At 71.2% G+C, this 22,943-nt stretch carries 15 protein-coding genes; 5 read left to right on the top strand and 10 right to left on the bottom strand.

All coding sequences use genetic code 11. The annotated features are described in order from the left end of the window. Positions 1-68: 68 nt before the first annotated feature. Positions 69-1,928, top strand: a complete 1,860-nt coding sequence (locus tag ABD236_RS21615; RefSeq protein WP_344075689.1) for a serine/threonine-protein kinase — start codon at positions 69-71, stop codon at positions 1,926-1,928. 179 nt (positions 1,929-2,107) lie between these two features. Here the strand turns inward: ABD236_RS21615 and ABD236_RS21620 are convergent, their stop codons facing one another. Then, positions 2,108-7,078, bottom strand: a complete 4,971-nt coding sequence (locus ABD236_RS21620) for an NAD-glutamate dehydrogenase (RefSeq protein WP_344075642.1) — start codon at positions 7,076-7,078, stop codon at positions 2,108-2,110. A 491-nt stretch (positions 7,079-7,569) separates the two neighbouring features. Here ABD236_RS21620 and ABD236_RS21625 point away from each other — a divergent pair, with 491 nt between their 5' ends. Next, entirely contained in the window at positions 7,570-8,136 is a 567-nt protein-coding gene (locus ABD236_RS21625) for a DJ-1/PfpI family protein (protein WP_344075644.1), read from the top strand. Between the two features lie 214 nt (positions 8,137-8,350). Here the strand turns inward: ABD236_RS21625 and ABD236_RS21630 are convergent, their stop codons facing one another. Together ABD236_RS21630 and ABD236_RS21635 are read right to left on the bottom strand one after the other, a co-directional pair. Further along, positions 8,351-9,025, bottom strand: a complete 675-nt coding sequence (locus tag ABD236_RS21630; protein WP_344075646.1) for an HAD family hydrolase — start codon at positions 9,023-9,025, stop codon at positions 8,351-8,353. 117 nt (positions 9,026-9,142) lie between these two features. Beyond that, entirely contained in the window at positions 9,143-9,649 is a 507-nt protein-coding gene (locus ABD236_RS21635; RefSeq protein WP_344075649.1) for a DUF6912 family protein, read from the bottom strand. Positions 9,650-9,915: 266 nt separating this feature from the next. Here ABD236_RS21635 and ABD236_RS21640 point away from each other — a divergent pair, with 266 nt between their 5' ends. Next, positions 9,916-10,374, top strand: a complete 459-nt coding sequence (locus ABD236_RS21640; protein WP_344075651.1) for an Rv3235 family protein — start codon at positions 9,916-9,918, stop codon at positions 10,372-10,374. A gap of 15 nt (positions 10,375-10,389) precedes the next feature. Here the strand turns inward: ABD236_RS21640 and secA are convergent, their stop codons facing one another. After that, entirely contained in the window at positions 10,390-13,236 is a 2,847-nt protein-coding gene (gene secA / locus ABD236_RS21645; RefSeq protein WP_344075654.1) for a preprotein translocase subunit SecA, read from the bottom strand. A gap of 195 nt (positions 13,237-13,431) precedes the next feature. Between secA and ABD236_RS21650 the strand changes: the two genes are divergently transcribed. Both ABD236_RS21650 and ABD236_RS21655 read left to right on the top strand, forming a co-directional pair. After that, positions 13,432-14,088, top strand: coding sequence for a GNAT family N-acetyltransferase (locus tag ABD236_RS21650; protein WP_344075656.1), 657 nt, complete (start codon positions 13,432-13,434; stop codon positions 14,086-14,088). 73 nt (positions 14,089-14,161) lie between these two features. Next, positions 14,162-15,331: a winged helix-turn-helix domain-containing protein gene (locus tag ABD236_RS21655; protein ID WP_344075658.1), complete on the top strand. Its 1,170-nt coding sequence runs from the start codon at positions 14,162-14,164 to the stop codon at positions 15,329-15,331. 88 nt (positions 15,332-15,419) lie between these two features. Here ABD236_RS21655 and ABD236_RS21660 read toward each other — a convergent pair whose 3' ends face one another. The 6 genes from ABD236_RS21660 to mtrA form a co-directional block, all read right to left on the bottom strand. Beyond that, entirely contained in the window at positions 15,420-16,172 is a 753-nt protein-coding gene (locus ABD236_RS21660) for a response regulator (RefSeq protein WP_344075660.1), read from the bottom strand. A gap of 225 nt (positions 16,173-16,397) precedes the next feature. Continuing rightward, positions 16,398-17,087 carry a ribosome hibernation-promoting factor, HPF/YfiA family gene (gene hpf, locus ABD236_RS21665; RefSeq protein WP_344075662.1) on the bottom strand — a complete coding sequence of 230 codons (690 nt, stop codon included), beginning with the start codon at positions 17,085-17,087 and terminating at the stop codon, positions 16,398-16,400. Positions 17,088-17,400: 313 nt separating this feature from the next. Then, entirely contained in the window at positions 17,401-18,159 is a 759-nt protein-coding gene (locus ABD236_RS21670; protein ID WP_344075665.1) for a ComF family protein, read from the bottom strand. 168 nt (positions 18,160-18,327) lie between these two features. Beyond that, positions 18,328-20,217 carry an LpqB family beta-propeller domain-containing protein gene (locus ABD236_RS21675; RefSeq protein WP_344075667.1) on the bottom strand — a complete coding sequence of 630 codons (1,890 nt, stop codon included), beginning with the start codon at positions 20,215-20,217 and terminating at the stop codon, positions 18,328-18,330. Next, complete coding sequence (gene mtrB, locus ABD236_RS21680) at positions 20,207-22,252, bottom strand: MtrAB system histidine kinase MtrB (RefSeq protein WP_344075669.1); 2,046 nt, start codon at positions 22,250-22,252, stop codon at positions 20,207-20,209. Before mtrB ends, ABD236_RS21675 begins: the two co-directional genes overlap by 11 nt. A gap of 1 nt (position 22,253) precedes the next feature. Further along, positions 22,254-22,943 (bottom strand): two-component system response regulator MtrA, encoded by a 690-nt coding sequence (gene mtrA, locus ABD236_RS21685; RefSeq protein WP_188278465.1) that lies wholly within the window; start codon positions 22,941-22,943, stop codon positions 22,254-22,256.

Consider the following 22,943-nt stretch of genomic DNA (forward strand, 5'->3'; position numbering starts at 1 on the left):
CTGCGCGCGTAGGCTCTGCGCGCGCAGCAGTTGACGGCACGTCGGGTGCCACGACCGGGGGAGGAACCATCAGCAGATCCGGTGACACACTCAGGCCACTCGGGCCCGACGACCCGCGCGAGACCGCCGGCTACCAGCTCCTCGCCCGTATCGGCGAAGGCGGCATGGGCACGGTCTACCTCTCGCACACCCGGGGCGGACAGCCGGTCGCCCTCAAGGTGATCCGCAGGGAGTACGGCCAGGACCCCGATTTCCGGCGCCGCTTCGAGCAGGAGGTGCAGGCCGCCCGCCGGGTGCAGGGCTACCACATCGTCCCGGTGGTGGACCACGACACCAGCGGCGCCCAGCCCTGGCTCGCAACGCAGTACGTGCCGGGCCTGTCCCTGCACGACGCGCTGGCCTCGTTCGGCCCGCTGCCGCTGCCCGCCGTCTTCCAGCTCGTCGGCTGCGCGGCCCAGGCGCTGACCGCCGTGCACGCCGCCGGGGTGATCCACCGCGACCTGAAGCCCAGCAACGTCCTGCTCGGCTCCGGCGGCCCGTACGTGATCGACTTCGGCATCGCGCGCGCCGCCGACGCCACCCAGCTCACCGCCAGCGGCGGCATGATCGGCACGCCGCAGTACATGTCGCCCGAGCACGCGCTGGGCGAGCAGCTCACGCCCGCGACCGACGTGTTCTCGCTCGGACTGATAGCGGCCGTGGCGGCCACCGGCCGCCACCCGTACGGCGACGGCGGCGCCATCACCGTGGCCGCGCAGATCGCCAACTCCGCCCACCGCCCGCCGGACCTGAGCGGCTATCCGGCGGAGCTGCGACCCCTTCTCGAGTGCACGCTGACCGCCGACCCGGCGCTGCGCATCACCCCGGCCGACCTCGCCCCGCTCTGCGAGCAGGCGTCGGGGCGCGCCCTGCGGGACTTCTCCGGCTGGCTGCCGGAGGCGGTGGCGGCCGAGATCACCCGCAGCGAGCAGGCGGCCTCGGCGCCGCCGAAGCCCGCCCCGGCCCAGCCCCCGCTGCCGCCGACCGCGCCCCCGGCGATGCCGCGCACGGCCCCGCAGGCCCCGCCGACGGCTCCCCCGGTCACCCACACGCCGCCCCAGCCGGTCCCGCAGACGGCTCCGCAGCCGGGCCCCGGGACGGGCCCCGTTCCCGGGTACGGCACGGCGTACGGAGCCCCGTACGACACGGCGTACGGGGCGGGCTACGGCACCGCCCAGCACCCGGCCGTCCACGCCCAGACTCCGGCCCCGGCCCCGGCGCCGACCGCGCCGCAGAAGAAGCCGAAGCGCAGGCTCCGTACCGTCGTCGTCGCGGCCACCCTGGTCGTGGCGGTCGGCGCGGGCGCGGGCGCGGCGGTCTGGCTCACCAAGAAGAAGGACGACGGCGACAGCAAGGACGCCAAGGGCAGCACCTCGCAGCCGCCCGCCGCCAAGAACCCGCCGAAGGGGTCCCCGGCCGTCGCCACGCCCTCGGACGGGCCGAGCAGCGAGGCTTCGGCGCCGCCCGCCAACGTCACGTACACGCTGGTCTTCGAGGACAAGCCGATCACCCTGCGGACGCCGGAGTCGCTCTCCACCACGATGGTCGACTTCGACGTCCCGGCGGTGGACCCGACCGGCAAGCTCGCCTACGACAACACCGAGTTCGAGGCGAGGGACGACCGGCTGGACTTCAAGCAGGCGCTCGGCAAGGCGGACGGCACCACGCCCCAGCAGTGCCGCGAGGGAGCCCTGCAGAACCCGCTGCCCAACTCGGCCTCGGCCCAGGCGCTCAACGACGACCACCTGATCAAGGCGGGCGACATCATGTGCACGGTGACCACCAAGGGCAATCTGGCCATGTGGAAGATCACCAAGGTGACGCCGTCGACGGACAAGGACATCCCGACGTTCGAGGGCACGGTCACCCTCTGGAAGGCGACGCGCTAGGGGGCGCGCAGCGGCACTCAAGGGGCGCGGGGGGATTGCCGCGCAGCGGCATTCAAGGGGCGCGGGGAACTGCGCGCCCAGCCCCCACCGGCCCGAGGACGAACACGATGCACCGCGCGCCCGCTCATGGCTGAGGGGCGGCCACCGGTATCCACCGGTGGCCGCCCCTCAGCCGTTACTCAGCTGTGCGTCCGCAGCAGCGTCCGCATCGTCCGCATCGCCACCGACAGATTCGCCAGATCGAACGCGTCCGACCCCTGGATCTCCTCCAGGGTCGTACGGGCCCGGCCGAGGATCGCCGCGTTCTTCTCCTCCCACGCCTTGAAGCGCTGCTCGGGCGACGAGGTGCCGTTGCCGACCGAGAGCACGTCCTGGGTGAGACCCGCGTGCGCCGCGTACAGGTCCTCGCGGATGGAGGCGCGGGCCATGGACTGCCAGCGGTCGGCCCGCGGCAGCTCGATGATCCGGTCCATCAGCTGGGTGATCCGCAGCCGGTCCGCGAGGTCGTAGTACACCTCGGCCACCGCCAGCGGGTCCTTGCCCGTGCGGCCCGAGACCGCCACGATGTCGAGCGAGGGGAACGCGGAGGAGAACCCGGCGACCCGGCGCGCGAGCTCGTCCGGCACCCCGGCCGAGGTCAGCTCGTCCAGGATCGACTGGTACCACTCCAGGTCCGCGCCCTTGAGCATCTTCGCCAGCTCGCCCCAGACCTTCTCGACGCCCTCGGCGAAGTCCGCGATGGTCTCGGCGATCTGGAGCGGCTGCGGCCGGTTGTTGAGCAGCCAGCGCGTGCCGCGCTCGACCAGCCGGCGCGAGTGGAGCCGGATACGGGTCTGGACATCGGCGTCGACCTTGTTGTCCAGCGCCTCCACCGCGTCCCACACCGCGCTCAGGCCGAAGATCTCACGGGCCGCGGTCTGCGCCCGGACGATCTCCTCCATCGACGCGCCGGTCTCCTCGCGCAGCCGGTGCAGGAAGGTCGAACCACCGGTGTTCACCGTGTCGTTGACCAGGACCGTGGTGACGATCTCACGGCGCAGCGCATGGCCGTCGATGGCCTCGGGGAACTTCTCGCGCAGCTGCTTGGGGAAGTACGCGTGCAGCAGCTTCTGCAGGTACGGGTCGTCCGGCAGGTCGGTGTGGATCAGCTCGTCGGCCACCGTGATCTTGGTGTAGGCGAGCAGCACGGCGAGCTCGGGCTGGCTGAGCCCGCGCCCGTTGCTCAGCAGCTCACGGATCTGGCGGTCGGTCGGCAGGAACTCCAGCGCCCGGTCCAGATGGCCGTCGCGCCCGAGGCGGCGCATGAACCGCTGGTGGGCGTGGAGCAGCGACGGGGACTGGGCCACGGCGTTGGCCAGGGCGGTGTTCTGCGCGTAGTTGTTGCGCAGCACCAGGTGGCCGACCTCGTCGGTCATCTGGGCGAGGATCTTGTTGCGCTGCTTGACGGTCATGTCGCCGTCCGTGACCAGACCGTTGAGCAGGATCTTGATGTTCACCTCGTGGTCGGAGGTGTCCACGCCCGCGCTGTTGTCGATCGCGTCGGTGTTGACCTTGCCGCCGTTGCGGTCGAACTCGATCCGGCCGAGCTGGGTCAGCCCTAGGTTGCCGCCCTCGCCGACGACCTTGACCCTCAGGTCCTCGCCGTTGACGCGGATCGCGTCGTTCGCCTTGTCACCGACGTCCGCGTTGGACTCGGCCGACGACTTCACATACGTACCGATGCCGCCGTTCCACAGCAGGTCCACCGGCGACTTGAGGATCGCCTGCATCAGCTCGGCGGGCGTCAGCTTGGTGACGCCGCCCTCGATGCCGAGGGCCGCGCGCATCTGCGCGTTCACCGGGATCGACTTGGCCGTACGCGGGTGGATGCCGCCGCCGACCGACAGCAGCTCCTTGTTGTAGTCCGCCCAGGAGCTGCGCGGCAGGTCGAACAGCCGGCGGCGCTCGGCGTACGAGACGGCCGCGTCCGGGGTCGGGTCGATGAAGATGTGGCGGTGGTCGAAGGCGGCGACCAGGCGGATGTGCTCGGAGAGCAGCATGCCGTTGCCGAACACGTCACCGGACATGTCGCCGACGCCGACGACCGTGAAGTCCTCGGTCTGGGTGTCGTGGCCGAGCTCGCGGAAGTGCCGCTTGACGGACTCCCAGGCACCGCGCGCGGTGATGCCCATGCCCTTGTGGTCGTACCCGGCGGAGCCGCCGGACGCGAACGCGTCGCCGAGCCAGAAGCCGTAGGAGACGGCCACCTCGTTGGCGATGTCGGAGAAGGTCGCGGTGCCCTTGTCGGCGGCGACCACCAGGTAGGTGTCGTCCTCGTCGTGGCGCACCACGTCGGCCGGCGGCACGACCTCGCCCGCCACCAGGTTGTCGGTGATGTCGAGCAGCGCCGAGATGAACGTCTTGTACGAGGCGATGCCCTCGGCCAGCCACGCGTCGCGGTCCACGGACGGGTCCGGGAGCTGCTTGGCGACGAAGCCGCCCTTGGCACCGACCGGCACGATGACGGTGTTCTTCACCATCTGTGCCTTGACCAGGCCGAGGATCTCCGTACGGAAGTCCTCGCGGCGGTCGGACCAGCGCAGACCACCGCGCGCGACCTTGCCGAAGCGCAGGTGCACGCCCTCGACGCGCGGCGAGTACACCCAGATCTCGAACGCCGGGCGGGGCGCCGGCAGGTCCGGAATCGCCTGCGGGTCGAACTTCATCGAGACGTACGCGTGCGGGTTGCCGTCCGCGTTCTTCTGGAAGTAGTTCGTCCGCAGCGTCGCCTTGATGACGGTGAGGAAGGAGCGCAGGATGCGGTCCTCGTCGAGCGAGGCGACCTGGTCGAGCGCCCCGTCGAGCTCTTCGAGCAGACCGTCGATGAGCTCGGTGCCCGCGCTCTGGCGGCCCGGCGACATCCGCGCCTCGAAGAGCGAGACCAGCAGCCGGGTGGTGTGGACGTTGTCGCGGAGGGTGTCCTCCATGTAGTCCTGGCTGAAGGTCGAACCGGCCTGGCGCAGGTACTTGGCGTAGGCGCGCAGCACCATCGCCTGGCGCCAGTTGAGCCCGGCGCGCAGCACCAGCGAGTTGAAGCCGTCGTTCTCGGCGGCGCCGGTCCAGGTGGCGGCGAAGGCCTCCTGGAAGCGCTCACGGGCGTCGTCCGCGAGGTAGTCGCCGTTGCCGACGACCTTCTTGGGCAGGCGCAGACCGAAGTCGTAGATCCACGCGTGCGTGCGGTCGGCGCACCGAAGCTCGTAGGGGCGCTCGTCGGTGACCTCCACGCCCAGACGCTGGAGGACCGGCAGCACCGCCGAGAGCGAGACCTGCTCGCCGATGCGGTAGATCTTGAACCGGCGCTCGCCGGGGGCCGCGTTGACCGGCTCGTACAGCGAGAGCGCGAAGTCCTTGCGGCCGTGGGTGAGCTGCTCCAGGTGGACCAGGTCGGCCACGGCGGCGCGCGGCGAGTGGTCCGCCTTGTAGCCCTCGGGGAAGGCGTGGCCGTAGCGGCGCAGCAGCTCGGCGGCGCGCTCCTCGCCGCACTCGGCGTTCAGCGCGTCGGAGAAGCCGTCGGCCCAGGAGCGGGCGGCCTCCACCAGCCGGGCCTCGATGCGCTCGGTGTCGGCGTCGGTGAGGTCGGGCAGCTCGGTGCCGGCGGGCACCCGCACCACGAAGTGGAGCCGGGACAGGATCGACTCGGTGTTCCAGGCGGTGAAGTCGACGCTGATGCCGCCGAGCTCCTCCTTGAGGATGTCGATGAGCCGCAGCCGCACGCCCGTGGTGTAGCGGTCGCGGGGCAGGTAGATCAGCGCCGAGTAGTAGCGCCCGTACTCGTCCTGGCGCAGGTAGAGGCGCAGCCGGCGCCGCTCCTGGAGGTAGAGCACCGAGGTGACGATGGAGCGCAGCTGGTCGGCCGGGGTCTGGAACAGCTCGTCGCGCGGGTAGGTCTCCAGGATCTGGAGCAGGTCGCGGCCGTCGTGGCTGTTGGGCGAGAACCCGGCGCCGCGCAGCACCTCGGCGACCTTGCGGCGCACCACCGGGACGCGCCGGACCGACTCGGTGTACGCGGCCGAGGAGAACAGGCCGAGGAAGCGGCGCTCGCCGATCACGTTGCCGCTGTCGTCGAACTTCTTCACCCCGACGTAGTCGAGGTAGGAGGGCCGGTGCACGGTGGCGCGGCTGTTGGCCTTGGTGAGCACCAGGAGCTTGTGCTCGCGGGCCTTGGCGCGCGCGTCGGCGGGCAGCCGCTCGAAGGACGGGCTGACCGGGTGGCTGTCGTCGCCGCCGTGCTGCGGGTCGGAGCGCAGGATGCCGAGGCCGGTGCCGGGCACCGCCGCCAGCGAGTCGTCCTCGCGCAGCTCGTACTCGCGGTAGCCGAGGAACGTGAAGTGGTCGTCGGAGAGCCAGCGCAGCAGCTCCCGGGCCTCGTCGACCTCCTCGTCGCGCAGGTCGCCGGCCTTGGGCTCCTTGGGGAGCTCGTCGGCGATGCGCAGCGAGGCGTCGCGCATCTTCTCCCAGTCCTCGACGGCCTCGCGGACGTCGGACAGCACCCGCAGCAGATCGGCGGTGATCTGCTTCAGGTCGGCGCGGTCGGTCTCGCGGTCGATCTCGACGTGGATCCAGGACTCGGTGACCGCGTCGTGTGGCAGGGCGCCGGACTGCGCGCCGGTGTCCAGCACCTCGATGAGCTTGCCGGTCAGGTCGCGGCGGACCACGACCTGCGGGTGGATCACGACGTGGATGCCGCGGTTCTGGCGGGAGAGCTCGTTGGTGACCGAGTCCACGAGGAAGGGCATGTCGTCGGTGACGACCTCGACCACGGAGTGGCTGCAGGTCCAGCCGTTCTCCTCGACGGTCGGGGTGTGCACCCGCACGCTCGCGGTCCCCTGTGGGCGGTTTTCGGCCAACCTGTAGTGCGACAGGGCGGCACCGAAGACGTCGACCGGGTCGCGGTCGGTCAGGTCCTCGGGAGCGGTGTGCAGGTAGTAGCGCTGGAGGTACCCGAGGACGGCGTCCTGGGCAGGACCTTCCTCCCCCGCGGCCCCGGTGGTGGCTGCCCGGTCCTGGGGGGTGCCCCCCAGACCGCCGGGGCCCCCCACCGGGCTGTTCTCAGCTACCCGGGCGGCCCGTGCGAGCAGCTCGGCCTTGGCTTCGTCCAGCTTGGTCTGCATGTCCTCTGGCTCCTGTCGCGCGCCGTTGCGTGACGTAGGTAGAAGCAGCGCAACGCCACGACGCGGGGTGTCCGGTCGGAGTCGACGTTATGCCGCGATGAGAGATGCCCGGGTCGATATTGGCCATTTTCGGCGAAGGGCCCGGGATACGGGAATCAGCGAGGGCCCGGGCACTGTGGCACTCCGGGCGCAGGGCAGGGGCGTCAGTGCCCCTGCGGGATATCGCGCTGATCACGGGTCAAGGCTATCGCCCCGCCCCCCCGAACCGTCATGAGCCGTATGTGTACAAAAGCGGGGCCCGAAGTTTGACACTCTGGACAGCGACGCGGGCCGTCCATATGTCCTCTTGGCAAAACGGCCGGGCCGGGGCACGTTTGCCCCGTACCCGCGGTGCGGCCGACCGCACCGCGCCGACCCCCAGGAACGGCGGGGCGCACAGCCCTGCGCACCCTGTACGAGCCAGGCACGCACGGTCGACTCCGGGAGCACCGATGGCAGCCAAGATCCTGATCGTGACCGGCGACGCGGCGGAGTCGCTGGAGGTCCTCTACCCCTTCCAGCGGCTGCGCGAGGAGGGCTACGACGTCCACATCGCCGCGCCCTCCCGCAAGAAGCTCCAGTTCGTCATCCACGACTTCGAGCCGGGCTTCGACACCTACACCGAGAAGCCGGGCTACACCTGGCCGGCCGACCTCGCCTTCTCGGAGGTAGATCCCGGCCAGTACGCCGCCCTGGTGATCCCGGGCGGCCGCGCGCCCGAGTACCTGCGCAACGACCCCGAGCTGCGCAAGCTCCTCAAGGCCTTCTTCGACACGGACAAGCCGGTCGCCCAGATCTGTCACGGACCCCTCCTGACCGCCGCGATCGGCGGCCTCAGCGGCCGCCGGGTCACCGCGTACCCCGCCCTCGAACTCGACATGCAGGCCGCCGGCGCCAGCTTCCGCGACGCGGAGACCGTGGTCGACGGCACCCTGGTCTCCGCCCGCGCCTGGCCGGACCACTCCACCTGGATGCGGGAGTTCCTCACGGTGCTGCGGGCCAAGGCGCCGGTGACGTAGGTGAGCCAGGGGGCGCCGCGCCCCCTGGGCAACCCTCAGCCGACGTGTGCGGCCTCCTCCAGGTGTTCCGGCCGCCCGGGTGCGGTGCGGGAGCGTCTGGACTGACCGCCCCGTACCACCTGCTCGTACGGCCCTCCGCCCGCGCGGGCGGAGGCGTCCGGGCCTCCGGTGTGCGCGCAGGTGCCCCGGGCCCACCCGGGCCCGCGCGGGCGCCTCAGCCCGCCAGCGCCTCCGCCGTCTCGACCGCGTCCGCCAGCGTGTCCACCACCGGCACGCCCGCCAGCGCGAGGCTGGCGCGGCTGTGCGAGCCGCCGGTGTACAGCACCGCGCGCGCCCCCACGTGCGCCGCCGCCACGGCGTCGTCCACCGCGTCCCCGATCACCACGATCCGTTCCGGGGATATGCCCTTGCCCGCCTCGCGCAGCAGCGTCAGATGCCGCACCATGTGCTCGGCCTTGCTGCCGTGCGAGGGGCCGGTGCGCCCGTCCACCCGCAGGAAGTGCTCGGTGATGCCGTGCCTGCGTACGATCGGCACCAGGTGCTCGTGCGGCGCCATCGACAGCAGTGACTGGCTGAGCCCTGCCGCCCGGCGCGCGGCGAGCAGCTCGGCCGCGCCCGTGGTGAGCGCGCAGGCGTCCGCCCGGAGCCAGTAGTGCTTGTGGAACGCCTCGTCCATCACGAGCCACTCCGCATCGGTCGGCAGCCGCCCCATCAGCCGCTCGTAGAAGCGGGGTATCGGCACGCAGTACAGCTCGCGGTACCGCTCCAGCGTGATCGGCTCCAGGCCCAGCTCCGCGAAGGCGGCGTTGGTCGCCTCGATGACCGCGGCGATGTCGTCGAGCAGTGTGCCGTTCCAGTCCCAGACCAGATGCGTCGTGCGCTTCCCCATGCCAGAACGGTACCCACCCCCACTGACAACGGACCCCGCCGGAACCCCTCGGGTACCCAAAAGCACAGGTCAGCCAGGACGTCAGCTGGGACGTCAGCCGAGCAGGCCAGGAATCTCCTAGCCGATCAGGCTGGGAATCTCCTGCACCCCGAACCACAGCAGCTCGTGGTCCTCCGCGCCGTCGACCGTGAACCGCGCGTCGTCGTCGCCCTGGTCCGCCGCGCCCAGCGCCTCGGCCGCGGCGGCGACATCGGCGACCGCGTCGTCGGAGTCCACGTGCACCGCGGCCGCCTTGGCCAGCGCCACCGGTCCGGCGATCCGCACCTCGCCCAGCGCGTCGGCGTCCAGGCTGCGGTCCGGGTCGGCCGAGGCGGCCCCGTCGGGCACGTCCACGGCGACCACGACCCGGCGCCTGGCGGCCTGCGGGTCCCCGGCGATCAGCCGCAGCGACGCAGCGGCGGCGCGGCTCAGCGCCGCGTACTCCAGCTCCTCCATGTCGTCCGAGACGTACCACTCGCGCAGCCCGGGCGTGACGGCGTAGGCGGTCAGCGGGCCGGGGCCGAGCTCTCCCGCCGTGTGCGCCGTCGCAAGACCAGGGAGGGTCAGAGGGAGGTACACGCGCATGACAGGCCGCTCTTTTCTGGTCGGAAGACGCACTCAGGATACGTGGGGAGTCCCCCTTCGGGTTGCCCGCGCGGCGGCTGGGGGCTGGGGGTGCGGGACGCCGGATTTCCCGCCGCCACTGGGCCCGCCGGGCCCCACATCACCCAGATAGGTGAACCTCCTCGGCCCCGCCGCGCCCGTCCCGCGGCCCTTGCGACCCGCTGCGCCACCCCCGTACAAGATCCCCAACAGAAAGCTACCGGCCGGTATCAAAGGGGGCGACGGAGATGAACAGGACCGACAGGACGAGGGCGGCCGCGCGGACCGACAGGACTCGGCCGGCGGGACGCGCCGACCGCGTGGGGCCCGGCAGGGCCGCCGCCGACGCCCTGTACGCGCGGCGCCAGCGGCTGCCCCGCTACTGGTTCGCGGAGCGCCTGCTGGCCGTCCTCAGCGGCCATCGCCCGGTGCACTGGATGCTGGGTCACACCGTCGGCGAGGCGTACGAGCAGTTGGTGCTGCTCGCCCCCGCGAGCCCGCTGAGGGCCTCGTGCAGGCCGGTGGTGCGCCACTGCGACGAGTACGTGCCCCAGCCGGGCGTCATCGAGGCCTTCGCCCGCATCGGCGCGGGCGACCACGTACGCGCCATGGCCTTCCGCCTGGAGCAGGGCGCCGACCTGCGCTGGCGGTGCGCGGCAGTAGAAGTGGGGCCGGGCACCCGTACGGTGCCCGGCCCCACCCGGTGACTGCTCGCCTCGCCGTTACTTCTTGCGGCGGCGGCCGCCCGTGGCCTTCTGGGCCTTGCGGCGCTCCGCGCGCGTCATGCCGTCCGCCTCGGAGCGGGCCGGCTCGTCGCCGTTGTCGAAGTCACCCTCGACGACACCGCCCTCGCCGTCCACCGTCGGCGCCGAGAAGTGCAGCCGGTCCGGGCGCTGCGGGGCGTCCAGGCCCTTGGCCCGGATCTCCGGACGCGCCCCGGCGGGCTCCTTCTCCAGCGACGGCCTGTCGGACGGCGCCGCGTCCTCGACGGGGACCTCCTCGACCTGCTGCTCGACCTGGACCTCCAGGTTGAACAGGTAGCCGACGGACTCCTCCTTGATGCCGTCCATCATGGCGTTGAACATGTCGAAACCCTCGCGCTGGTACTCCACCAGCGGGTCCTTCTGCGCCATGGCACGCAGGCCGATGCCCTCCTGGAGGTAGTCCATCTCGTAGAGGTGCTCGCGCCACTTGCGGTCGAGCACCGAGAGGACCACGCGCCGCTCCAGCTCGCGCATGATGTCGGAGCCGAGCTGCGCCTCGCGCGCGGCGTACTGCTCGTGGATGTCGTCCTTGATGGACTCGGCGATGAACTCGGCGGTGATGCCCGCGCGGTCGCCCGCCGCCTCCTCCAGCTCCTCCACGGTGACCTTCACCGGGTAGAGCTGCTTGAAGGCGCCCCACAGCCGGTCCAGGTCCCACTCCTCGGCGAAGCCCTCGACGGTCTCCGCCTGGATGTAGGCGTCGATCGTGTCGTCCATGAAGTGCTGCACCTGCTCGTGCAGGTCCTCGCCCTCCAGGACGCGGCGGCGCTCTCCGTAGATGACCTCGCGCTGGCGGTTGAGCACCTCGTCGTACTTCAGGACGTTCTTACGCGTCTCGAAGTTCTGCTGCTCGACCTGCGACTGGGCCGACGCGATCGCGCGCGTCACCATCTTGTTCTCGATCGGCACGTCGTCCGGCACGTTGGCCATCGACATGACGCGCTCGACCATCTGGGCCTTGAACAGGCGCATCAGGTCGTCGCCCAGGGACAGGTAGAAGCGGGACTCGCCCGGGTCGCCCTGACGGCCGGAGCGTCCGCGCAGCTGGTTGTCGATACGGCGCGACTCGTGCCGCTCGGTGCCCAGCACATAGAGGCCGCCGAGCTCCTTGACCTCTTCGAACTCCGCCTTGACGGCCTGCTCGGCCTTCTCCAGAGCGGCGGGCAGCGCCTGCGCCCACTCCTCGGCGTGCTCCACCGGGTCCAGACCGCGCTGGCGCAGCTCCGCCTCGGCGAGGTCGTCCGGGTTGCCGCCGAGCTTGATGTCGGTGCCTCGGCCGGCCATGTTCGTGGCGACGGTCACGGCGCCCTTGCGGCCGGCCTGGGCGACGATCGTCGCCTCCCGGTCGTGCTGCTTGGCGTTCAGCACCTCGTGCTGGATGCCGCGCTTGGAGAGCTGCTGCGAGAGGTACTCGGACTTCTCGACCGAGGTGGTGCCGACCAGGATCGGCTGGCCCTTCTCGTGCTTGTCGGCGATGTCGTCGACGACCGCCTCGAACTTGGCGACCTCGGTCCGGTAGATCAGGTCGGACTGGTCCTTGCGGACCATCGGGCGGTTGGTCGGGATCGGGACGACACCGAGCTTGTAGATCTGGTGGAACTCAGCGGCCTCGGTCATCGCCGTACCGGTCATGCCGGAGAGGCCGGGCTGCTCCCTGCCCTCCTGGTCGTGGCGCTTGTAGAGGCGGAAGAAGTTCTGCAGGGTGATCGTGGCGAGGGTCTGGTTCTCGTCCTTGATGTCCACCCCTTCCTTCGCCTCGATCGCCTGGTGCATGCCCTCGTTGTAGCGGCGGCCGGCGAGGATACGGCCGGTGTGCTCGTCGACGATCATGACTTCGCCGTCCATGACGACGTAGTCCTTGTCCTTCTTGAACAGTTCCTTCGCCTTGATGGCGTTGTTCAGATAGCCGACGAGGGGGGTGTTCACCGACTCGTAGAGGTTGTCGATGCCCAGCCAGTCCTCGACCTTGGCGACGCCCGGCTCGTGGATGGCGACGGTGCGCTTCTTCTCGTCGACCTCGTAGTCGCCGGTCTCCTCGATGCCCTTGAGCGGGTTGCCCGCCTCGCCCTTGGTGAGGCGCGTGACCAGCTTGGCGAAGTCGCCGTACCACTTGGTGGCCTGGTCGGCCGGACCGGAGATGATCAGCGGCGTACGCGCCTCGTCGACCAGGATGGAGTCGACCTCGTCGACGATGGCGAAGTTGTGGCCGCGCTGGACGAGCTCGTCCTTGGACCACGCCATGTTGTCGCGCAGGTAGTCGAAGCCGAACTCGTTGTTCGTGCCGTACGTGATGTCGCAGGCGTACTGCGCGCGGCGCTCGGCGGGCGACATGTTGGCCAGGATGCAGCCGACCTCGAGGCCGAGGAACTTGTGCACCCGGCCCATCATCTCGGAGTCGCGCTCGGCCAGGTAGTCGTTGACCGTGATCAGGTGCACGCCCTTGCCGGAGAGCGCGTTGAGGTACGCGGGCAGCGTGCCGACGAGGGTCTTGCCCTCACCGGTCTTCATCTCGGCCACATAGCCGAGGTGCAGGGCCGCGCCACCCATCATCTGGACGTCGTAGTGGCGCTGTCCGAGGACGCGCTTGGCGGCCTCGCGGACGGTGGCGAAGGCTTCCGGGAGCAGGTCGTCCAGGCTCTCCCCGTTCGCGTACCGCTCCTTGTACTCGTCGGTGAGGGCACGGAGCTCGGCGTCGGAGAGGTTCACGAAGTCCTCTTCGATGGAGTTGACCTGGTCCGCGATGCGGTGCAGCTTGCGCAGGATCTTGCCTTCGCCTGCACGCATGAGCTTTGAGAGGACGGACACGGGGGTTGGTCTCCTTGCCGGTCGGGCCTGGCGCGGTCGAGTACGGTTGATTACTTCTGAGCAACGGCCATCGTATGCGAGGACCCGCCCGCGCCGGGAGGTCTGCCATTACGACAACGGACAGGGCGCCCGGAAGGTGCCGGGAAACACGAAAAGCCCTGGCGCCCGTTCCGGCCCCGCGCGGAGAATCAGCCGATGGACGCCATCACCCTCAGGACCGAGCGCCTGCTGCTGCGCCCCGTCGGCCCGCAGGACGCGGACGCGACGTACGCGGCTTGTCAGGATCCCGACATCCAGCGCTGGACCACCGTCCCGTCGCCCTACCTGCGTGAGCACGCCGAGGCCTTCACCGGCACCTTCGCACCCAACGGCTGGCGTGACGACTCCGACTACACGTTCGCGGTACGTCTGAGGGATACGTCCGGGATGGGTGGAATCGCCGGGACCGATGGGACAAACGGGGCCGATGGGGGCGAGGGGGCCGCAGGGGCTTCCGAGGCGGAAGGCGCGCTGGTGGCGATGGTCGGCGTCATGCGGCGCGGCGAGAACGTCGCCGAGCTCGGGTTCTGGGCGGCCAAGGAGCACCGGGGCCGCGGCTATATGACCGAGGCGGCGCTGGCGGTGGCCCGCTGGGCCTTCGAGTCGGCGGGCGTCGAACGCCTGGAGTGGCGGGCGGAGGTCGGCAACACGGCCTCGCGCGCGGTGGCCGAGAAGGCGGGCTTCACCATGGAGGGCACCCTGCGCGCGGGCCTCGTCCACGGTGGCACCCGCCGCGACAGCTGGGTGGGCGGCCTGCTCCCGAGCGATCTCGGACTGCCCACCACGCGCGCGTACCTGCCGCCCCGGACGTGAGGCGAGCGCGGACGGACCGCGGCCGAGGGCGCTCCCCGGGGGATTGTCAGTGCCGCCGTCTATCGTGCGGAGCATGACCAGCCTGCCGCGTCCCGCCGCCCAGCTCTCCGCCGACGAGGCCCGCCGTATCGCCCTGCGCGCCCAGGGATTCATGGGCACGCCCGACCGCAAGGGCGGCGTGCGGGGCGTGCTGCGCCACCTGGGCGCGGTCCAGCTGGACACGATCTCGGTCCTCGCCCGTTCGCACGAGCTGATTCCGTACGCACGGCTGGGCGCGGTGGGCCGCAAGGCGGTGGACCAGGCGTACTGGACGGACACCCACGCCTTCGAGTACTGGTCGCACGCCGCCTGCATCCTCCCCGTGGAGGAGTGGCCGCACTTCGCCTTCCGCCGCCGCGCCTACCGCTCCCGCCCGCACTGGCACCACGACCTGCCCGACGGGGCGTACGAACAGGTGATCAAGCAGCTGCGTGCCGAAGGCCCGCTGACCGCCACGGACTTGGGCGGAGCCAAGAACAAGGGCGAGTGGTGGGACTGGTCGGAGTCGAAGGTCGCCGTCGAGCGCGCGTTGATGTACGGCGAGGTGGTGTGCACCGAACGGCGCGGCTGGAAGCGGGTCTACGACCTGGCCGAGCGCGCCATCCCCGACGCCCTCCTCCACGACGAGCTGGACGACGCCGAGTGCCTGCGCCGCCTCGTCGCCCTGGCGGGCCGCTCCCTCGGCGTGGGCACGCGCGCGGACATCGCGGACTACCACCGCCTGAAGGGCGAGCAGGTGGACGCGGTGATCGCCGACTCCGGCCTGGTGCCGGTCACCGTCCAGGGCTGGGACAAGGCCGCCTGGGCGGACCCGCAGGCGCTCGCCACCGAGCCGCGCGGACGCCACCGTACGACGCTGCTGTCGCCCTTCGACTCGCTGATCTGGGACCGCGCCCGCACCGAGCGGATCTTCGGCTTCAGCCACCGGCTGGAGGCCTACACCCCCAAGCCGAAGCGGGTGTACGGATACTTCGCGATGCCGCTGCTGGCGGGCGGCCGGCTCCTCGGCCGCGTCGACCCCGCGCGCGAGGGGCGCACCCTGGTGGCCAAGCAGGTCTCGCTGGAGACGCCGAAGGCGATAGCCCCGATGGCGCAGGCCCTGCTGGAGGCGGCGCGCTGGGTGGGCTGCGACGCCGTACGGATCGAGCGCGCCGACACCCCGGGGCTCGCCCGTGAGCTGACGGCGGCGGTCGCGGCCTTCTGACGCCGGGGGCTCCCCGGCAGGATCCGAGGGGCTCCTGGGGTGGCTCTCAGGGGCTCCTGGCGGCGGTCGCGGCAGGCGTCGACGGCGGCTAGCGGATCTCCAGGATCTTCTCGCGCATCGCGTACACCACCGCCTCCATCCTGGAATGCAGCTGGAGCTTCTCCAGGATGTTGCGGACGTGGTTCTTCACGGTGTTCTCGGAGATGAACAACTCCTTGGCGATGTCCCGGTTGTTCATCCCCGTGGCCACGAGCTTGAGCACTTCGAGCTCGCGGTCGGTCAGTCTCGGCGCGGGCACCAGCCGGCGCTCGTCGGTGCGCTGGATCATCGACTTGAACTCGGTGAGCAGCTTCGACGCCATGGACGGGCTGATCTGGGACTGGCCGTCGGCCACCGCCCGGATCGCGGTCGCCACCTCGTCGGTGGAGATCTCCTTGAGGAGGTAGCCCGTCGCGCCCGCCTTGATCGCGTCGTAGAGGTCGGCCTCCTCGTCGCTGATCGTCAACATGATGATCTTCGCGCTGGGCGCCACCTCCTTGATGGAGGTGCAGGCCTCGATGCCGCCGCGGCGCGGCATCCGTACGTCCATCAGCACGATGTCAGGGAGCAGGTCCGCCGCCTTGTCCACGGCCTCCGCCCCGTCGCCCGCCTCACCGACGACCTGGATGTCCTCCTCCGCGGCCAGCACGATCTCCAGGCCCCGGCGGAACAGCGCGTGGTCGTCGACGACGAGGACCCTGATCGGCTCCTTGCGCGACCCGGCTGTTTCCATGCCGGTGGGAGCCCCGTCAGAACCGTCCGGGGCCGATCCGTCGTGCACCGGCCCGAAGGTGTCTGCCATCGTTCCTCCCCCTGAAGGCCATGGCCCGAGTTGGTGTGGCTGCACCAACCGCGCTCCAGGGAGCAGCGGTTGGCGTGCGACGCCATGATTTCATGCCCGGCCGACAGAGCGGTGGTCCAGTAGTCGCACAGTGGTGCCCCTGGGGGCGCACAAGGCGCTCCAGGGGCATCACCGCTCATCGGTACGGCTCGCCGCACGGTTTCGTTCAGCGCGCCGCCGACCCGGTCATCCGCCGAGTGCTCCGCCGGCGCCGCTCGCGTCCTCACCGGCGAGCGGGTCCGTCTCCAGATGAATCACGCCGTAGTCGTAGGCGTGGCGCCGGTAGACGACGCTGGGCTGCTTCGTCTCGGAGTCGACGAAAAGGTAGAAGTCATGTCCGACCAGCTCCATCTCGTACAGCGCCTGGTCGAGTGTCATCGGGGCCGCGAGGTGGGTCTTCTCGCGGACCACCAGCGGGCCCTCGCCCTGCACTTCGACCGATCCCATCCGGGTGATGGGAACGCGCTCCTCCCTCGCGCCGCCCACCGGCTCGCCGTTTCCGTTCAACTGGGCCGCGTCCGGGACCACGTCGGCCACCTCGGCAGCCGACAGCCGGCCGTTGCCCCTGCGGGTGTAGCGCTTGTCGTGCTGCTTGCGCAGCCGCGCCTCCAGCTTGCTGTGGGCCAGGTCGAGGGCTGCGTACGGGTCGCCTGCCGCCGCCTCCGCCCGGATCACCGGGCCACGCGAGTGCAGCGTGATCTCCACTCGGTCGGAACGGTCGGCCTGCCGCGGGTTGTGTTCCTTGGACACCTCGACGTCGAGGCTGATCACCTTGCCGTCGAGCTTCTGGATCTTCTCCAGCTTCAGCTTCTCGGCCACGTGCTTGCGGAACCGCTCGGGCACCTCGGTCTTGCGGCCCTTGACGACGATGTCCACGCAGAACTCCGTTCCCGGATCACTCCGCCTTCACTGCGGAGCATCTCCCTCTTGCACCAGACTCCGGTGGGCACCGGAGTCTCGGACTGGGCGACTTTCACCTCCTCCTCCCCCGTGGGGAAGATCGCCACCCCACCGACTTCGGGTCGGGGAAATACCCAGAAGCGAGGTCGTGCATTCCATGAGGGCGGCTGTCGCCGTTCCTCACAACCGAACATAGCTCGCTCGGACGGATGTCGGCACCCGCTACCCGCACGTACCTCCGTTCAGGTGTTTCCCGCCTCTCACTACCTGCAACGATGCAAGTTCCCCGTCAGTTCCGGTTTATTTCAAAAGATGCCGGGGTTGATGCGACGACCGCAGCCGCCGAAGCCCGTTGCGCGTCTCCCGCGATCGCGTGTGCCCGGAAACCGCCCGATGCCACACCCGCCGTTCTGGCGGAATCCGCCACTGCCCGGGCCGCCTCCACCAACGAGGCACCGGTGGTCATCAGGTCGTCCACGAGGACCACCTGGCCGCCCTCCAGCAGCCTGTCACCGCCCGCCGACACCTCCAGCGCCCCGCTCAGATTCACCAGCCGCTGCCGGGCGCTCAGCCCCGACTGGTCCGCCACCGCACGCCGCTGGCGCAGCACCGCCGCCACGCGCGCGTCCGTGCCCGTACGCCGCAACTCCCCGGCCGCCGCCAGGGCGATCCGGCGCGCCGGATCATGCCCGCGCGCCCGCACCGCCCGTCGCGCCGAGGGCACCGGCACGAGCAGCACCGGCCCGTCCCGGGGCACTCCCGCAGCCGCGCGCACCGCGCCCGCGAGCGCCTGCCCGAGGACCCCGGCCAGGCCCAGGGCGCCCCGTTCCTTGTGCGCGAGCAGCACCGCCCGCACGGAGTCCTCGTACACCGCCGCCGCGTACACCACCGGCAGTCCAGCGGGCTCGGGGGAGGGTCGGACCCGCCGTGCCCGCACATCGAGCAGCGCCGCCGCGCACCGCTCGCACAGCGCCGTACGGGGACTGCCGCAGCCGCCGCAGGCAACCGGCAGCACCAGCCCGGAGACCTCCTGCCACCATCCCCGCATGGCATCCACTGTGCCAACCGGACGGCTGCCCGGCCACCCCTGTGGAAAACCCACCGGAGATGGCCGGGCAGCCGTCCGGTGCCACCGTCGGGCCACACGGGGAGCCGCGTGCCCCGGCCCGGTCCGAGGACCGGCCCGGTCCGAGGACCACCGCCGAGCGGCGAACCGTCAGCCCGGGTAGACCGGCGAGGAGCCCGTCTTGACCGCCGTCTTCCAGTTGGCGCCCGGCGGCAGCCGGACGATGCCGTCCTCCCTGGAGTGCGCCACCAGCGGCAGCCGCTCGTCGTCCGCGGCGGCGATCTCCGTCACCCGGTTGGCGCCCGGCAGATTGCCCGCGGCCGACAATGAGCCGTCCGTCTGCATGTAGCGCAGCTGCTGCTGGAGCCCGCCGGACTCCTTGCCGACGACGACCAGGCGGCTGCGACCGGCCCAGGACACCGCCGTCACGTCCTCCATCTGCGGCGCCCCGGGGCGCAGTTCCACCACCGAGACCTGCGGGTGCTCGGGGTCGCCGATCCGCTCCACACGGCCGATCCGCAGCGTCGTGTGACCGCCCTCGTTCACCAGGAGCGCGATGCGCACCCCGTCCGCCGACATCCGCACCTGCTCGATGCGCGCCCCGTTCAGACCGGCGACATCGACCTCCTGCGGCTGCCCCTGACCGTGGTCGAGGTGGAGCAGCCGGGGGTGGTCCGGGTCCCTGTCGGCCACCCACAGGTCGTCGCGGCCGTCCCAACTCGGTGCCGAAAGGCCGTCCTTCGGGTCCTTGCCCTGGCTGGTCACCAGCGTCTTCACCAGCTCGCCGTCGGACACGATGGGCGCCACGTACAACGAGCGGCCGTCGGTCGTCACGCCCGCGGCGCGCCGCTCGTCCCGCTCCACCGCGACCGTACGCAGCTTCTGCTCACCCCGGCCGAACGGCCCGGGCACCAGCTCGGTGACCACGTCGCCGTCCGTGCTGTCGACACTGTCGGCGGCGTCCGCGCCCTCATGCGTCCCGGCGCGCATCCGCGCGAGGCGGCCCTGCGCGTCCACGAAGTACTGGCCGGGCTTGGGGGAGGTGCGGTCCGGGGCGTACCCCTCGGCCTGGTCGCCGCCGAGCACGCACAGCTGCGAGCCGTTCGCCCGGTCCAGCTCCACCTGGCTGACCCGGGTCGCCGTCAGGTCCCGCAGGGTGAACAGCAGTTGGGCGGCCATCTTGCGGCACTGGCCGCCACCCACGTTGGACGCCCGCTCGTTGAGCGGCACCTTGAGCGCGTTGCGGTCGTCGAACGAGAGCGACTTGGTGCCCTCCTTCAGGGCCGTCCCGCTCGGGAAGCGCGACCCCACCACCGGCCGAAGCCAGTTGGTCGGCCCCTCCAGCACGGTCCTGACCGTCTGGGTGACCAGGTTCATCTGCGTCTCGGGGTCGTTGCGCTGGCGCACGTACACCGGATCGGCCACCAGCCGGTCCTGCCCGGACGCGAAGTAGTACTTGTTGACGGAGCGGTAAATGCGCTGGAAGTCCGACTGCCCGAGCAGCAGCCCCTCGGGGAGCACGTCGATGCGCCACTCCTTGCCGCTGGGCGTGTTCTGCCGTACGAGATGGATCGTCTCGTTGTACGTCGACTTCGCCGCCGCCGGCTGGTAGGCGTGCTGCTTGTCCACCACGGCCACCGGCTTTCCGGTCACCGTGAAGGTGAAGCTCGAGGCGTCGCCCTTGTCGCTGACGCGGTTCGGCTGCGGGTTCGGCCCGTCCGCCAGCACCGTGGTCGCCTGATCCGGCTTCCAGTTCCGCGCGGCCTGCGGCGTCAGATACTTGCGCGCCGTCGCGAACTGCGGGTCGTCGCTGGTCATCGCCTCCAGGAAGCCGTCGACTATCTCGTCGGCGGCCGCCCCCTCACGCGGCGGCACCGCGTACACCTGCACCTGCGAGTCGGCGCGCTGCGAGGCCTGCACGGCGTGCACGTCGCCGCTGTCGGGCATCGACGCGCACCCCGCCACCAGCACACCGCCGCAGCCCAGCAGCGCGGCCGACCGCAGCCGTCGGCCGCGGCCCCTCCCCCGATCAGCGCCCACGAGACGATTCCTCCTGGTCGGCGGCTGCCTCGGCAGCCGCTCCGTCAGCAGCCTGCGATGGTACGGACTCGCCCTCCACGCGCGCGTCGCTGACCCGCGGCACCACCCTGGCCCCGCCGCCAGCGGGCAGCGCGGTCGGATCGGCGGCCGGCCCGGACGTCCTCGGCGGAACCGGCGGACGGGGCGGCACGGGCAGCGAGGAGCGGGTGGCGGCGGGCTGGACCGGCACGCTCGCCAGCCGCAGCCCATTGCCCTGCTCGGGCGCCGCGCCCTGCCGGGCCCGCTCACGGGCGGCCCGGGAGTCCTCCGGCTCCAGCGGTATCGGCGATCCGCGCAGCGGCTCGTCGGCGGTCCGCGGCAGCGTCAGCCGGAACTGGGAGCCGCCGCCGGGCTCGCCCCAGGCCTGGAGCCAGCCGCCGTGCAGCCGCGCGTCCTCGACCGCGATCGACAGGCCCAGACCGGTGCCTCCGGTCGTCCTGGCCCGGGCCGGGTCGGCCCGCCAGAAGCGGTTGAACACCCGGGTCGCCTCGCCCGGCTTCAGGCCCACTCCGTAGTCGCGCACCGCGACCGCGACCGCTCCCCCGGCCGAACCCATGCGCACCACCACGTCCCGGCCCTCGCCGTGCTCCACGGCGTTGACCACGAGGTTGCGCAGCACCCGCTCGACCCGTCGGGCGTCTGCCTCGGCGATCACCGGCTGGTCGTCGCCGACCACCCGTATCCGGGTCCCCTTGCGCTCGGCGAGCGGCTCGGCACCCTCGATCACCCGTCGTACGACATCCCGCAGGTCTATCGGCTCGGCCTCCAGGGCCGCCGCGCCCGCGTCGAACCGGCTGATCTCCAGCAGGTCGGCGAGCAGCGACTCGAACCGGTCCAGCTGCCCGGCCAGCAGCTCCGCCGACCGCGCCGTCACCGGATCGAAGTCGACGCGTGCCTCGTGGATGACGTCCGCCGCCATCCGTACGGTCGTCAGCGGCGTCCGCAGCTCGTGCGAGACGTCCGAGACGAACCGCCGCTGCATCCGCGACAGCTCCTCCAGCTGCTGGATCTTGATCTGGAGGTTCTGCGCCATCTTGTTGAAGGCCTCGCCGAGCCGCGCGATGTCGTCCTCGCCGGTGACCTTCATCCGCTCCTGGAGCTTGGCCGCGGAGAGCCGCTCCGCGATCTGCGCCGCCATCCGCACGGGGGTGACGACCTGCCGCACCACCAGCCAGGCGATGGCCCCGAGCAACACCACCAGGAACAGCCCGGCGGTCGCGAGGGTGCCCTTGACCAGGCTCAGCGTCTTCTCCTCCTGCCCCAGCGGGAACAGGTAGTACAGCTGGTACGCCTGACCGTCGACGTCCTTGAGCTTGGTCCCGATCACCAGCCCCGGCTTGGGCTCCTGACCGTCGAGGAACTTGATCGAGGCGTACGTCTTGTACGCCCCCGTGCCCTGGTCGACGTTGTCCCGCAGGCTCTGCGGGACGCTGGTGACCGGGTCCACCCCGCCCGAGGCGCGCGGGCCGCGGTTGCTGGAGCCCCCGTCCTCGGAGTCGGCGCTGAGCGCGACCACGTAGAACGCGCCCTGGCCGCCACTGGCGAGCTGGGTCACCAGCTCACTGCGCCAGGTCACCGAGCTGCCGGCCCGCCCGTCGGAGCCGCTGTCGTCCGCGCCGGGCGCCGCCGGGGCACTGGCCTTGTCCTTGGCCACGGCGAAGCCGCCCGCGGACTGGCTCTCGGACGCCTTCTCCTTGGTGACGAGAAGTCCGTTGCGCACCTGACCGATGACAACGAACCCGAGCAGCAGCACCACACCCAGCGACATCAGCAAGGTGGAGGCAACCACCCGCAGCTGGATGTTGCGCCGCCACAGCCGCACCGCGGGCAGCAGCGGACGCCGCACCCAGCGCACGAAGAGCCGCAGCACGGGGCTGGCGGGCGTGCCCTCCTGGAGGATCCGCCCGCCCCATGACGTCTTGCGTCCTCCACCAGCAGCCCGCCCCCCACGGACCCCGGGCTTCCCGGGCTTCGGAGCAGCACCGCCGCGGGACATGTCAGCTCGGTCCGGCCTTGTAACCGACACCACGGACGGTCACCACGATCTCCGGACGCTCGGGGTCCTTCTCGACCTTCGAGCGGAGCCGCTGGACGTGCACGTTCACCAGCCGTGTGTCCGCCGCGTGCCGGTACCCCCACACCTGCTCCAGGAGCACCTCACGGGTGAACACCTGCCACGGCTTGCGGGCCAGCGCGACCAGCAGGTCGAACTCCAGCGGGGTCAGGGCGATGGACTGCCCGTCCCGCTTCACGGAGTGACCCGCCACGTCGATCACCAGATCGCCGATCGCCAGCTGCTCCGGCGCCGGCTCCTCCGACCTCCGCAGGCGCGCCCGGATACGGGCGACCAGCTCCTTCGGCTTGAACGGCTTCACGATGTAGTCATCGGCCCCGGACTCCAGGCCGACCACCACATCCACGGTGTCGCTCTTGGCGGTGAGCATGACGATCGGCACACCGGACTCGGCCCTGATCAGCCTGCAGACCTCGATGCCGTCCCGTCCGGGCAGCATGAGGTCCAGCAGGACCAGGTCCGGCTTGGCCTCACGGAATGCCGCCAGTGCCTTGTCGCCGTCCGCTACGAACGACGGCTCAAAACCTTCTCCACGCAGCACAATGCCGAGCATCTCGGCCAGCGCGGTGTCGTCGTCGACGACAAGGACGCGTCCCTTCATAAACGTCATCAT

Source organism: Streptomyces crystallinus (assembly GCF_039521265.1).
Taxonomy (GTDB): Bacteria; Actinomycetota; Actinomycetes; order Streptomycetales; family Streptomycetaceae; genus Streptomyces; species Streptomyces crystallinus.

Coding starts and splice junctions, on each gene's coding strand:
- ABD236_RS21630 (WP_344075646.1), bottom strand. CDS start 9,025: ATGGGGAAGCGCACGACGCATCTGGTCTGGGACTGGAACGGCACACTG.
- ABD236_RS21670 (WP_344075665.1), bottom strand. CDS start 18,159: ATGCGGGGATGGTGGCAGGAGGTCTCCGGGCTGGTGCTGCCGGTTGCC.
- ABD236_RS21635 (WP_344075649.1), bottom strand. CDS start 9,649: ATGCGCGTGTACCTCCCTCTGACCCTCCCTGGTCTTGCGACGGCGCAC.
- ABD236_RS21655 (WP_344075658.1), top strand. CDS start 14,162: ATGACCAGCCTGCCGCGTCCCGCCGCCCAGCTCTCCGCCGACGAGGCC.
- ABD236_RS21620 (WP_344075642.1), bottom strand. CDS start 7,078: ATGCAGACCAAGCTGGACGAAGCCAAGGCCGAGCTGCTCGCACGGGCC.
- ABD236_RS21650 (WP_344075656.1), top strand. CDS start 13,432: ATGGACGCCATCACCCTCAGGACCGAGCGCCTGCTGCTGCGCCCCGTC.
- mtrB (WP_344075669.1), bottom strand. CDS start 22,252: ATGTCCCGCGGCGGTGCTGCTCCGAAGCCCGGGAAGCCCGGGGTCCGT.
- ABD236_RS21640 (WP_344075651.1), top strand. CDS start 9,916: ATGAACAGGACCGACAGGACGAGGGCGGCCGCGCGGACCGACAGGACT.
- ABD236_RS21660 (WP_344075660.1), bottom strand. CDS start 16,172: ATGGCAGACACCTTCGGGCCGGTGCACGACGGATCGGCCCCGGACGGT.
- mtrA (WP_188278465.1), bottom strand. CDS start 22,943: ATGATGACGTTTATGAAGGGACGCGTCCTTGTCGTCGACGACGACACC.
- ABD236_RS21625 (WP_344075644.1), top strand. CDS start 7,570: ATGGCAGCCAAGATCCTGATCGTGACCGGCGACGCGGCGGAGTCGCTG.